The sequence below is a fragment of the Turicibacter sp. T129 genome, from assembly GCF_025594975.1.
Classification (GTDB): Bacteria; Bacillota_I; Bacilli_A; order MOL361; family Turicibacteraceae; genus Turicibacter; species Turicibacter bilis.
Genome location: NZ_JAMQUU010000041.1, coordinates 17,931 through 31,729, shown reverse-complemented (window position 1 = coordinate 31,729; position 13,799 = coordinate 17,931). Strand labels below are relative to the sequence as shown.

The window sequence follows — 13,799 nt, the reverse complement described above, 5'->3', positions numbered from 1 at the left end:
AATTAATTGTCGTCGCTTTTTTTATTAAGATGATGCCAAGCTCGCCAAAGAATAAGGGCTGAAATAACAAAGGCCGTAAAATCAGAAATGGGAAAAGAATACCAGACACCGTTTAATCCAAGTGAGGTATATCGAGGTAAGATGAGAATAAGTGGGATTAAAATAATGAATTGTCTAAGGATTGAAAGAAATAGTGAAGGGATTGGTTTTCCTAATGATTGATAAAAGGTTGAGGCTACCATTTGTAGTCCGATGGTCCAAAAGAAAAGAAGTTGTAATCGTAAAACAAAAGTTGCCTCGGAAATTAAACTTTTATCTTTTGTAAATAAGTTAATCACCGTACTTGGAAATAAAATTCCGACGATTGATCCAATAGCCCCGATGATCGTCGTATATATAAGTGCGAGTTTAACGACTTGTTTAATTCGATCCGGTTGTTTGGCTCCGTAGTTATAACTAGCGATCGGTTGTAATCCTTGATTGATTCCCATGATTGGTAAAAAGAAAAAGGAGATGATTCGATTAACTGTTCCAAAGGCTGTTAGCGAAACAGTTCCTCCATAACTTCTTAAGGTTGCGTTCGTGATGAGAGCAAAGAGTGAGCTTGCTCCATTTCGTGCAAAGGCCGAAAACCCCACACTAATAATTGAAGTGGAAACTTTTAAATTTGGGATGAAGTATTTTCGCTCAAACTTAACAATACTGCGATGACTAAGAATAAAGAATAAAGAAAAAGCAGTCGCTAAGGCTTGTGCAAGGACAGTAGCTAAAGCTGCACCTTTAATTCCCCAGTTTAAAACAAAAATGAATAAAAGATCGAGTGCTATATTGAATAATGATCCAATTAACACTGTGATCATTGAAATTTTAATATTTCCTTCGGAACGAAATACAGCGCTAGAAAGTAAAGCAAGAGCATTAAAAGGAATAGCCCAGATTGAAATGAGCAAATAATCACGTGCATAAGGAATTAATTCTTCATTTGATCCAAAGATATATAAGATTTGATTAATAAAAAAGAAGCTAGTAATCATTAATAAGATTGAGATAATGGTTGTCAAAATATAGGCATTAGTCATTACCTGATTAGCACGATTATTATTTTGTTCACCTAAACTTCTTGAAATTGCTGAAGCTGCTCCAATGGAGATCATTTGAGCAAATGCAGCATATAACGTTTGAATGGGAAAAACAATCCCAATCCCACCTATAGCTAAAGTTCCGATTCCTTTCGCTACAAAGATAGTATCGACTATATTATAAATCCCACTAGCAAGCATGGCGATAAAAGCGGGCATAGAAAAAGACAAAAGGAGTTTGCTAATTTTTTCAGTTCCCAAGAATTCACTACTACAATTTGCTTTCATTAATGTTTCACTCCATTACTTAAATCATTCTGTTTTAGTATGTCTAATTCTACGGGTATTAAAAAAATGTGGGTGTATTTTAAAATTAAAATAAGTCATCGTCTCATAGGACTAAATATTCAAAAAAAGTAAATATTAATAATTAGTATAAGTAGGTGATAAAACGGTTTATAAATTTGATTTTTTTCCTTAAATTATGAAAATAATCCAATAATAAACTAAAATTATCTATTTTATCCCTAATTATTACATAAATTACGTGTATTAATTACTAATCAATTATCCTATAATGAATTCTGCAAAATTTTCATAAAGGAGTGAACATCTTGGAAAATCCACATTTTCTTCCTGCAATTATCATATTTCTGATTGCTTATGGAATTATTATTTCTGAAAAATTTAATCGAACTGTGATTGCATTAATTGCAGCAGTTCTAATGGTAGTTTTTCATATCTTTAATCAAGAACAAGCTTTAGAATTTATTGATTTTAATACCGTTGGTTTATTAATTGGAATGATGATTATTGTTAACATTTTAAAGCGTACAGGAGTTTTCCAATACGTTGCAATTAAAACAGCTAAGTTATCAAAGGGAAGTCCTTGGCGAATTATGGTTTATTTCGCTATTATTACTGCTGTTTCATCTGCTTTACTCGATAATGTTACAACCATTTTATTAATTGCTCCAGTGACCTTTGTTATAACAGAAACATTAGGTTTAAATGCAATACCGTTTTTATTAACCGAAGTCTTTAGTGCAAATATTGGTGGGCTTGCGACATCAATCGGGGATCCAACCATCATTATGATTAGTGGGGCAACAGGATTATCTTTTACGGATGTTTTATTTAATTTAGGACCGATTGTGCTTGTTATTTTCACTGTTGTGTTATTGATTTTAAAACTTATATTCCATAAACAATTACACATTAGTGAAGATAATAAGAAGAAAATTGAACAGTTTGATGTGTCTAAGGCAATTACTGATTCAACCCTACTCAAAAAAAGTGGAATTATCTTATTGTTAACAATTGCTGGATTTGCTACACACCATGCAATCGGAATTGAATCAGCGACTATTGCCTTATTAGGTGCTGGTATTCTTTTATTAATTAGTAAAGTTGACGTAGAAGAAGTGTTAGAGGAAGTAGAGTGGCCAACCATCTTCTTCTTTATGGGATTATTCGTTATGGTTGGAGCACTTGAAACAGTAGGTGTCCTTGAAGTATTAGCAAGTGGATTAATTAGCCTAACAGGTGGAAGTGTGATGATTACGTCACTATTAATCTTATGGGTAGCGGCCATTGCTTCGGCTTTCTTAGATAATATCCCATTCGTCGCAACTATGATTCCGTTAATTTTAAATATCGGACAAATGACAGGAATGGATACAACGGCTTTATGGTGGTCATTAGCTTTAGGTGCATGTTTAGGTGGAAATGGTAGTATCGTTGGTGCTTCATCTAATGTTATTGTTAGTGGGATGTTGCACAAAAAAGGATATAAACTATCATTCGGTGACTTTTTGAAAATTGGGTTCCCAATCATGATAATTGCTGTTGCCATTTCCACAGTCTATATTCTGATCTTTTATGTCTAATTAGAATAAATATCCTATAAATACTATTACTTCTTTTAAAGGAGAATGAATTATGTCAAAATACTCGCGAACTTATAGACCTACTCGATCTTATACAACTTCAGGCGTTTTAACTCAAGCTAGTTATTTAGAAATGGAAGCTGAGCAACATGAAATGAAACTAAGACAAATGGGGGGAGAAGTTCTCCAATTAAGTGCAAAATGTTGTTATGTGAGATTTCATATTGGAGAATTTAAATTATCTTATGTTTATAATATCAATCGATCAAATCGTTATTTCTTAGAACGTCTTAAACCGTATCCACTTCCCTTAAAAGAATACGAAAATGAAGATGATGTAATTGAAATGATTCGCCTTGATTTAGAACATTTCCAAAATGCAGCTAAGAGTAAAAATATCACTTCGTTTATTAAAATTAATCAAGAGTTAAATCGAACAGCTAAAGCGTTTGAAGATTTATTTTTATACTATAACGTAGAAACATTCCATACAGATACAATTTTACAAAAGCTAGATGAAATTAAGGATGAAATCCGTAAAACAGTAGATGATTCAGAACGTTTATTTGATGATGGTGAGCCATGCTCATTAATTCAATTTTTAGAAACTCCAGTAAAATAACAGAAAAGGTCGTAAAGTTTAACTTTACGACCTTTTCTTATTCATAATAACTTTAACCTCTTTAGCCAAATAACAAAGGGCCATAACATTAATTGTGGCAGTTAATGCAACTCCTAAGTCGACAAGTGACCAAATCAATGAGGCTGAGCCGATGGATGAAATCAAAATCACAATTAACACAATTACTCTGACAGGATAAAGAATCTTTTCATTCTTACATAAATATTTTACATTACATTCACCATAAAAATATCCAGTTAAAATGGTACTAAAAGCGAAGAAGAAAATAGAAATCGCTAAAATAACTCCACCAATTGGGCCAAATAGTTCTGTTAAAGCATACTGAGTTAACTCGATTCCATTACTGTGAGTCGTGCCAACTTCCACGGCATTAGTCACCATAATTAAAAAAGCAGTAATCGTACAAATAAATAGTGTTGTAACATAAACTCCAAAAGATTGAATATAGCCTTGATCAGTAGGATTATCGCTATTAGTTACCGCGGCTGCATGAGCACCCGATCCCATTCCAGCTTCATTAGAAAAAACACCACGTTTAATTCCAATGATGATGGTATACATCACGGTTCCTCCAATTAAGGGAGATGGCTGAAAAGCATCTTGGAAAATAGTCATAAAAAAAGTTGGAATATAATCAAAGTGAGTAATCATAACAAAAAGACCAATTCCTATATAGAATAGAGCCATAATTGGAACAATCTTTGATGTCATTTTAGCAATTGTTGAAGCCCCACCAAAAATAATCATTGAAGTGATCAATGCTAATCCAACTCCAGTTAATAGTGGAGGAATAGATAATACATCCCTAAATGACGTTGCAATAGTATTGGCTTGAATTGCACTGAAGCCAAATGTATAGGTTAAGACGATAATAAAAGCATAAATAACTGCAAATCCTTTTTGATGCATTCCATATTCAATGTAGTAAGCAGGCCCTCCAATATAAATATCCCCATCTCTTTTTTTATACAGTTGTGCAAGTGTACTTTCAACGAATGAAGCGGCTGCTGTAATTAAGGCGCTTATCCACATCCAAAATACACTTCCAGGTCCTCCGATGTAAATTCCAAGAGCAACTCCAGCTAATGAACCAACGCCTACTCGCGCAGCTAATGCCATTGTAAATGACTGAAAGGAGGACACACTACTATTAGATGATTTTTTAGTTAAGCACTGAATCATTTTTTTAAATCTAAATTGAACGCCTTGAAAATAGAACGTAAATATTAAACTAACAAATAACAATATTGGAATTGCTAAGTATGACCAGATAATATGTTCCAAATCTTTGACTAGTTCTGACATATTTAATCCTCCATCAATGTTTCATAATTAATATCTAATGTATTTTAAGAAGTGGAGGATTATGATTAAAAACAAAAAAAGAGATATCGTTAGACGATATCTCTTTAGATTAGGCATTATCCTTGTAATTCTAAGTATTTTGCGATTGTACGAACCATAACTCCAGTTCCACCTTTTGGACCTAAATCATAAGCTGTTTTTGAATCAGCAGTTCCAGCAATATCTAAGTGAATCCATGGTGTATCTTCAACGAATTCTTTTAAGAAGGCTGCAGCCATAATCGCTCCAGGTTTTCCGATTGGAGCATTGTTTAAATCAGCTACATCACTATTACGAAGAGCTTTTTGATCACGAGGGAATAAAGGCATTTGCCACATATATTCATTTGTTAAATCAGCAGCTTTCTGAAATTCATCTAAGAAGGCTTGGTTATTAGTAAAGGCTCCTGTTGTATCAGCACCTAATGCTGCAATAATTGCTCCTGTTAAAGTAGCTAAATCAATGATTTTGCTTGCACCTAAGTGTTTAGCAAATGTGATACCATCTGCTAAGATTAAACGTCCCTCAGCATCTGTGTTTGTTACTTCGACAGTTTTCCCACTCATTGTTGTTAGGATATCACCAGGTTTGATTGCATCTCCGCTAATCATGTTATCTGTTGATGGAATAACAAGTAATAAGTTGACTGGTAAGTTTAAGCGTACCGCAACTTGGAAAGCACCGAATGCAGAAGCGGCTCCCCCCATATCACCTTTCATTGCTTCCATCCCAGAACGTGGTTTTAGACAATATCCACCTGTATCGAACGTTAAACCTTTACCAACTAAGGCAGTGATATTTTCAAAGCGTGGTGTTCCTTGATATTTCACGACAATCATTTTTGGAGGTTGGACGGATCCGCGGTTAACACCAAGGATTCCACCCATTCCTAGTTGTTCCATTTCATCTTTTTCAACGATGCGAATTTCTAATTCATGTTCATTAGCGAATTGAGCGATATGACTCGCTAAATCTGTTGCCGTTAATTTATTACCTGGCTCATTTAATAATTGACGAGCACTGTTTGTTGCCTCTCCGTAAATCACTCCACGATTTAAATCATCTGTAATTTGTGAATCGCAATGGATGAAGAAATTAACAGGTGTTGTAGCTTTCTCTTCAGTCTTATAAGTTTCCATTTTATATGTTGATAAAGTGATAGCTTCAGCACAAACTGTCGCTAATTCATTAATTGAGACAGCTTTACAATCGAATGTTTCTAATAAGATGGTTACATCCTCTTTTGCTGCTTTTGCGACTTTTCCTAAAACTTTACGACATTTTTCAACCGTAAAATCTGTTGATTTGCCTAATCCCACAATATAAACTTTTTTACTTTCAATTTGCCCTAATGGATAAATTGGCGTGATATCTTTAAAGTTAGTTGGAATTAATCCCTCTTCTAATGAAACTGATAAACGTTTATTTAATGCTTTATCTAATTGAGTAATAATGTCATGAGAGATATCTGAGAAAACGCCAACTACTAAATTTGTTTTTTCATTTTTAATCTTTAAACTCGATTTGAATTCAATCATCGTTCTCACCCTTTCTTTGTTTTAATATTATACCATAAATTACCTGTATTTATGGTATAATCTATCAATTTATATTATGGCTCTTTTATAGCATTTATTATTTCATACTTTTTAAACGTAGGATATGAAAAAGCACTCGATTTACTTGAGTGCTTTTAAATGAATTATTCAGAAACAGGAACAACCGCTCCTGCATATGTTTCAACAATGAAATCTTGGATTTCTTTAGAACGTAAAACTTCAACTAATGTTTTAATATCATCACGGTTTTCATCTCCGCTATTAACAGCGATGATATTTACATAAGGAGATTCAGATCCTTCCATAGCAATAGAATCAGTCATTGGATTTAATCCACCGTCTAATGCATAGTTTGTGTTAATTAAAACCGCATCTCCTTCATTTTGTTCATAAACAGTAACTAACATACCTGGATCAATATCGGTTTTGAATGTTAAGTTTTTAGGATTTTCAATAATATCTTCTACTGTAGCAACACTAGCATCTACATTAGAATCTAAAGTAATTAATCCTTCTGTTTGTAATAAGGATAACATACGTCCATGATCAGCAACTGAATTACTCATGATAATTGTAGCGCCTTCAGGTAATTCATCTAAAGATTTATAATTTTTAGAGTAAATACCGATTGGCTCGATGTGAATTCCACCTGCATTAACTAGATGTGTTCCATGCTCTTCATTAAATCCCTCTAAGTAAGGGATGTGCTGGAAGTAGTTCGCATCTAATTCTCCTTCATCTAAAGTTGTATTGGGTAAGACATAGTCTTGGAATGTGACAACATCTAATTCAATTCCTTTTTCCTTAAGTAATGGTTTGGCTTGTTCTAAAATCTCTGCATGAGGAACAGCTGTTGCTCCAACTTTTAATGTTGTTTTCTCTTCACCACTATTTCCACATCCAACTAAAGAAATAGCTGCCACTAAACTTAATAAACCTAATGATAATTTTTTCATTTTTAACTTCCTCCTTAAATTTTCATATTCTTTGCTCGTTTTCCCCAACGAGTGATATATAAATCTTAATCAACTGATTAAGGATTTAACTGAATAAATAGTTTTTATTAACGTTTGTCAATTTGTTTAGTGATCATATCTCCGATAAACTGAATCACAAAGACAATTACTAAAATAATGACGGTTGCTACAAAAACAACGTCAAATCGATGACGTTGGAATCCATCTAAGTAAGCTAGATTTCCAAGACCACCTGCACCGATAACACCAGCCATTGCTGTATATCCAACAAGTGAGATCGTTGTAACCGTAATTCCTGAAACTAAAGCAGGTAAGCTTTCAGGAATGAGGACTTTTCGAATAATCGTCCAAAGTGAAGCTCCCATTGCAATGGAAGCTTCTATGACACCTTTATCAATTTCGCGAAGCGCGATTTCAACAAGACGCCCATAGAAAGGAGCGGCTCCTATAATTAAAGCTGGTAGGGCTGCATTCGGCCCAAGGACCGTCCCAACTAAGAATTTTGTAAAGTTTAACAAAAGAATGATTAAAATGACAAATGGAATTGAACGAAAAATGTTAACAAATGCTGATAAAACACGATTAATCCATTTATTTTCTAAGAGTTGATTCGGTGCTGTTAAAAATAAGACTAACCCGATAATTAATCCTAAAATAAAGACGAAGATACCTGCGATAGCAGTCATATATAATGTTTCAAGCGTTGCCGAGAACATTTTATCCCATTTGACATTTGGTAGTAATAATAAAAACATTATGAAATCACCTCAACTTCTACCCCAACTTCTTTTAAATAATTAAGAGCTGGAATGATTTCTAGACCCGTAAGTTGAACATAAAGAGAACCGTAGCCACCCTCTTGAGTTTGTACGACCTTTCCTTGAATAATATTAATGTCCACTTGGTAGTTACGAATAACGTTTGTGATGAAAGGTTGTTCTGCTTTTTCTTTTAGATATTTCAGAAGAACAATTTTTCCTTTAGGGAACTTTTTAATTAGATGTTCGACCGTCTCAATTGAGTCATCTTCACTCGCTACTTGTTTAACGAAACGTTCAGTAACTGGATGCTGAGGATTAGAGAAAACCGTTAAGACATCTCCTTGTTCAACGATACGCCCACTTTCCATAATCGCCACATGATGACAAATTTTTTGAATCACATGCATTTCATGTGTGATTAGAACAATAGTTAAGTTATATTTTTTATTAATTTGAACAAGTAAATCTAAAATTTCATCTGTTGTTTGCGGATCAAGGGCTGAAGTGGCTTCATCACAAAGTAGAACTTTAGGATTGTTAGCCAATGCACGTGCAATCCCAACGCGTTGTTTTTGTCCACCACTCAATTGAGAGGGATAATTGTCTTCTTTTCCACTTAAACCAACTAATTGAATAAGTTCTAAAACTCGTGGCTTGATTTCTTCTTTTTTTACCCCTGCAATCTCAAGTGAGAAGGCGATATTTTCAAATACCGTACGTGACCAGAGTAAATTAAAGTGTTGAAAGACCATTCCAATTTGTTGTCGAGCTAATCGAAGCTCTTTAGAGGAGATTTGAGTTAAATCTTTCCCATCAATGGTAACTGTCCCTTCAGTTGGACGTTCCAGTAAGTTTAACATTCGAATTAGTGTACTTTTTCCAGCCCCACTGTAACCGATAATTCCGAATATTTCCCCTTTTCGGATAGATAAGTTAACCGAATCTACAGCAGTGACACATCCAGAATTCGTATTAAATATTTTTTTTATTTGATTAAGAACAATCATGAAATTCTCCCCTTTCGTTCTCTTAATCAGATGCTACAATTTTCTTATTTATGAAATAAAAAAACCTTTCTACTTCGATAAGCAGAAAGGTGTATTACATAATTTATATGTAGATCACACTTTCCCTTATCTTTCAGACAATGTCTGCAGGAATTGGCACCGTATCATGACTGATTGGTTGCCGGGCATCATCGGGCCTGTCCCTCCGCCTCTCGTGATAAGAGTTTGTTAAGTTGTATAAAATTGTAAATCTTAATAACTATTATAAATCCTATTTATGGAAAGTCAATTATTTTTTTCCACAAACAGGCCACAGTTATTAAGTCTTATATAGGGATAATATGAGATAGAAAAATTTTAATCATATATTTGTAATCATTTCGATAAGATGTAAAGATAAAAGGAAACTAAAGTTGGGGTGAGAATCGTTGAAAGAATATTTAGTAGTTATCATGATAATGTCAGTTGCATTAGCTATGGATGCATTTGCGGTTGCTATTACATTAGGAATGGATGGATTAGCCCATACAGTGAGAGATCGTCTTAAAGTATCCATTAGTTTTGGCTTTTTTCAAGGTCTGTTATTTGTCATTGGAATTGTTTCATTAAAGTTTGTTAGTGGAGAAATCACGACGTATAATCATTTAATCGCTGGTGTGATTTTAATTATATTAGGTGTTAGAATGTTAAAAGAAGCTTTTGAAAGCTCGAAAGAAGAATATATTGAATCTCATGAGATGGGCTTCAATAAAAAAAAAGATTTATCCTTAAAGTTACTTGCGATGTTTGGGATAGCGACAAGTATCGATGCTTTAGCAGCGGGGATTACTTACGGGTTAATTTATGAACAATTAATTCTGGCTACTATTGTCATAGCAACTATTGCATTTTTATTTTCCTATATAGGATCAACCTTTGGAAAAACATTAGGGCATATGATAGGAAATAAAGCAAACATCTTTGGGGGAGTTATGATTATTTTACTAGGAGTTAATGCCTTATTTTTTTGATTACAATCAGTAGCAGATACGCTTTATTTTATTAGGAAAGAGATATCTTTTTTTAATATCAAAATTAGGATTTTATCTTTATTTCCTATATTATATTGGTAAATTATCCATAAGATTGTAAGCGTAACTCCTTATATTAGAAAAAAATAAAAATATTTTAAAAAATTAATGTATATAAGTTGATTTTTTCCAGTGTTGGAAATATAATAATAACTGTAAAAGATATATACGTTATAACGTTTAAGGGGAGTTATTAAATGTTATGTTCGTATAGTGAAAACCCTTTACAAAGGGAGGAATCTTGTTGTAAAATTATGGTAACAATAAGATTTGAAATTTCAGAGAGCGGTTCTTAAGAGAACTATAAGGAGGAACTATCATGGAAGCTTGGCAAGGCTTTAAAGGTACAGAATGGCAAGAAAAAATTGATGTGCGTGACTTTATCAATCAAAACATCACTGTTTATGAAGGAGACGACTCTTTCTTAGCAGGACCAACTGAAGCAACAACAAAATTATGGGAACAAGTAATGGAGTTAACTAAAGCTGAGCGTGAAGCTGGCGGAGTTTTAGACTTAGATACAAAAATCGTATCTACAATTACTTCTCATGAACCAGGATATTTAAATAAAGATTTAGAACAAATCGTTGGTTTCCAAACTGACAAACCATTCAAACGTTCATTACAACCATTCGGTGGAATTCGTATGGCTGAAAAAGCTGCTGAATCTTATGGATTCCATGTAGATCCAGAAGTATCTCATATCTTCACTGAATACCGTAAAACACATAACCAAGGTGTATTCGATGCTTACACTCCAGAAATTCGTGCAGCTCGTAAATCAGGTGTTATCACAGGATTACCAGATGCTTACGGACGTGGACGTATTATCGGAGACTACCGTCGTGTTGCTTTATACGGGGTAGATCGTTTAATGGCTGAAAAATTAAAAGACCATAACAACACTTCACGTGTCATGGATGAAGAAAACATTCGTTTACGCGAAGAAATCTCTGAACAATACCGTGCTTTAAATGAATTAAAACAAATGGCAGCAAAACATGGTTTCGATATCTCTAAACCAGCAACAACTGCTAAAGAAGCAGTTCAATGGTTATACTTCGGATACTTAGCTGCAATTAAAGAGCAAAATGGTGCTGCGATGTCTTTAGGACGTACTTCTACATTCTTAGATATCTACATTGAGCGTGACTTACAAAACGGTGTAATCACTGAAGAAGAAGCACAAGAGATTATGGACCACTTCGTAATGAAATTACGTTTAGTTAAATTCTCTCGTACTCCAGATTACAATGAATTATTCTCAGGAGATCCAACTTGGGTAACTGAATCAATTGCTGGTATGTCAACTGATGGATTCCCATTAGTAACTAAAAACTCATTCCGTGTATTACACACATTAGATAACTTAGGACCAGCTCCAGAACCAAACTTAACAGTATTATGGTCAACTAAATTACCTCAAGGATTCAAAGAATACTGTGCAAAAATGTCAATCAAAACTTCAGCTATCCAATATGAAAATGATGACATCATGCGCCCAATCTACGGTGATGACTATGCAATCGCATGTTGTGTATCACCAATGAAAGTTGGTAAACAATTACAATTCTTCGGTGCGCGTGCTAACTTAGCAAAAGCATTATTATATGCAATCAACGGTGGTAAAGATGAAAAGTCTAAAGTACAAGTTGGACCACACTGGGCACCAATTACTGATGAAGTATTAGATTACAACAAAGTAATGGAACGTTACGATGAAGTAATGGAATGGTTAGCAGATTTATATGTTAATACATTAAATATCATCCACTATATGCATGACAAATATAGCTATGAGCGTATTGAAATGGCATTACACGATACAGATGCAGAACGCGTTTCAGCAACAGGTATCGCTGGATTATCAGTAGTAGCTGACTCATTATCAGCTATCAAATATGCAAAAGTTAAACCAATCCGTGATGAATTCGGTATTGCAGTTGACTTCGAAGTTGAAGGAGACTTCCCTAAATACGGAAATAATGATGATCGCGTAGACCAAATCGCAGTAGACGTTATGTCATCATTCATGACAAAAATCCGTAAACATAAACCATATCGTGCAAAATTACAAACTCAATCTATCTTAACTATCACATCAAACGTTGTATACGGTAAGAAAACAGGAACAACTCCATGTGGGCGTAAAGAAGGTGAACCATTTGCACCAGGTGCAAACCCAATGCACGGACGTGACTCTCACGGAGCAATCGCTTCAATGTCATCAGTAGCGAAGTTACCATTTGAATCTGCACAAGATGGTATCTCAAATACATTCTCATTAGTACCTAAATCATTAGGACGTACAGATGAAGAACGTAACAAAAACTTAGTAGCAATCATGGATGCTTATGTTGCTAAAAAAGGTCACCACTTAAATATCAACGTATTTAACCGTGATACTTTATTAGATGCAATGGAACACCCAGAGAAATACCCACAATTAACAATTCGTGTATCAGGATACGCTGTAAACTTCATTAAGTTAACACGTGCTCAACAATTAGACGTCATCAATCGTACAATGCACGAAAAAATGTAATTTGTGAATAAGAGAAGATAAGGTGATTAGTATGAATGGATATGTACACTCAGTAGAATCTTTCGGAACAGTTGATGGCCCAGGACTTAGATTTATTGTCTTTGTCCAAGGGTGCGGACTCCGATGCGCATATTGCCACAATCCTGATTCATGGAAAATGAAAGAAGGAAAAGTAACGGAAGTTTCTGAAATTGTGTCAGAATTAGTGAAGTATAAAGAGTTTTTCGATGCCTCAGGTGGAGGGATCACGGTAAGTGGTGGAGAACCTTTATTACAGATGGAATTCGTGACTGAATTATTTAAAGAGTGTAAAAAACATGGCATTCATACTAACATTGATACTTCAGGTGATTTAAAGTTCAATACTGAGGAACGTAAACAACAATTAAAAGAGTTATTAGCTGTTACTGACATGCTAATGCTTGATATTAAAATGTTTGATGCACAAAAGCATAAACAATTAACAGGAAAAGACAACGCACACATATTAGAATTTGGTCATCTAGTCTCTGATGTAGGCATTCCAATGTGGATCCGCCGAGTTCTTGTACCAGGATTAACAGATGACGAAGATGATTTACAAAAAACTGCCGAATACATCAAAACTCTGAAAACCGTTAAAAAAATTGAAGTTTTACCATATCACAGTATGGGTGAATACAAGTGGAAACAACTCGGATATGATTATCCGTTAGATGGACAACTCCCACCAAGTGACGAACTTGTTAAACATGCAGAAGAGATTCTTGGTAAAGCTATCTAATCTTTTAAAACTAGCTTCCCTTTTTGGAGGCTAGTTTTTTTTGTAGGCAACAACAGTATGAATAGAGAAGAAGCAGTAAAATTTTTATGACATTAAAAAACTTTACCATTTCTATTGATAACCTATATTCGAGTTTAATATAGATCCGATTATAAAAAAGAG

11 protein-coding genes and 1 riboswitch are annotated in these 13,799 nt (G+C 34.2%); of the genes, 5 read left to right on the top strand and 6 right to left on the bottom strand.

The annotated features are described in order from the left end of the window. Positions 1 to 2: 2 nt before the first annotated feature. Positions 3 to 1,367 carry an MATE family efflux transporter gene (locus NEH75_RS08125; RefSeq protein WP_055276652.1) on the bottom strand — a complete coding sequence of 455 codons (1,365 nt, stop codon included), beginning with the start codon at positions 1,365 to 1,367 and terminating at the stop codon, positions 3 to 5. A 326-nt stretch (positions 1,368 to 1,693) separates the two neighbouring features. On the opposite strand from NEH75_RS08125, the gene NEH75_RS08120 reads away from it, so the two are divergent. Both NEH75_RS08120 and NEH75_RS08115 read left to right on the top strand, forming a co-directional pair. After that, complete coding sequence (locus tag NEH75_RS08120; RefSeq protein ID WP_262948755.1) at positions 1,694 to 2,968, top strand: ArsB/NhaD family transporter; 1,275 nt, start codon at positions 1,694 to 1,696, stop codon at positions 2,966 to 2,968. Between the two features lie 52 nt (positions 2,969 to 3,020). After that, complete coding sequence (locus NEH75_RS08115) at positions 3,021 to 3,590, top strand: hypothetical protein (RefSeq protein ID WP_055242888.1); 570 nt, start codon at positions 3,021 to 3,023, stop codon at positions 3,588 to 3,590. A gap of 24 nt (positions 3,591 to 3,614) precedes the next feature. On the opposite strand, the gene NEH75_RS08110 is transcribed toward NEH75_RS08115, so the two are convergent. The 5 genes from NEH75_RS08110 to NEH75_RS08090 form a co-directional block, all read right to left on the bottom strand. Further along, positions 3,615 to 4,916 (bottom strand): alanine/glycine:cation symporter family protein, encoded by a 1,302-nt coding sequence (locus NEH75_RS08110; protein WP_055276656.1) that lies wholly within the window; start codon positions 4,914 to 4,916, stop codon positions 3,615 to 3,617. 116 nt (positions 4,917 to 5,032) lie between these two features. After that, on the bottom strand, positions 5,033 to 6,493 hold the full coding sequence (locus NEH75_RS08105) for a leucyl aminopeptidase (protein ID WP_055276657.1): 1,461 nt from the start codon (positions 6,491 to 6,493) through the stop codon (positions 5,033 to 5,035). A 164-nt stretch (positions 6,494 to 6,657) separates the two neighbouring features. After that, on the bottom strand, positions 6,658 to 7,470 hold the full coding sequence (locus tag NEH75_RS08100; RefSeq protein WP_055242894.1) for a MetQ/NlpA family ABC transporter substrate-binding protein: 813 nt from the start codon (positions 7,468 to 7,470) through the stop codon (positions 6,658 to 6,660). Positions 7,471 to 7,577: 107 nt separating this feature from the next. Beyond that, complete coding sequence (locus NEH75_RS08095) at positions 7,578 to 8,246, bottom strand: methionine ABC transporter permease (protein ID WP_055242896.1); 669 nt, start codon at positions 8,244 to 8,246, stop codon at positions 7,578 to 7,580. After that, positions 8,246 to 9,259 carry a methionine ABC transporter ATP-binding protein gene (locus NEH75_RS08090; protein WP_055304475.1) on the bottom strand — a complete coding sequence of 338 codons (1,014 nt, stop codon included), beginning with the start codon at positions 9,257 to 9,259 and terminating at the stop codon, positions 8,246 to 8,248. Before NEH75_RS08090 ends, NEH75_RS08095 begins: the two co-directional genes overlap by 1 nt. 123 nt (positions 9,260 to 9,382) lie before the next feature. Further along, positions 9,383 to 9,483: riboswitch (SAM riboswitch) on the bottom strand. Between the two features lie 204 nt (positions 9,484 to 9,687). Here NEH75_RS08090 and NEH75_RS08085 point away from each other — a divergent pair. The 3 genes from NEH75_RS08085 (at position 9,688) to pflA (ending at position 13,637) form a co-directional block, all read left to right on the top strand. Further along, positions 9,688 to 10,269: a manganese efflux pump MntP family protein gene (locus NEH75_RS08085; protein ID WP_238581153.1), complete on the top strand. Its 582-nt coding sequence runs from the start codon at positions 9,688 to 9,690 to the stop codon at positions 10,267 to 10,269. A gap of 379 nt (positions 10,270 to 10,648) precedes the next feature. Then, on the top strand, positions 10,649 to 12,874 hold the full coding sequence (pflB, locus tag NEH75_RS08080; RefSeq protein ID WP_055242899.1) for a formate C-acetyltransferase: 2,226 nt from the start codon (positions 10,649 to 10,651) through the stop codon (positions 12,872 to 12,874). A gap of 31 nt (positions 12,875 to 12,905) precedes the next feature. After that, complete coding sequence (pflA, locus tag NEH75_RS08075) at positions 12,906 to 13,637, top strand: pyruvate formate-lyase-activating protein (protein WP_262948753.1); 732 nt, start codon at positions 12,906 to 12,908, stop codon at positions 13,635 to 13,637. Positions 13,638 to 13,799: the final 162 nt, after the last annotated feature.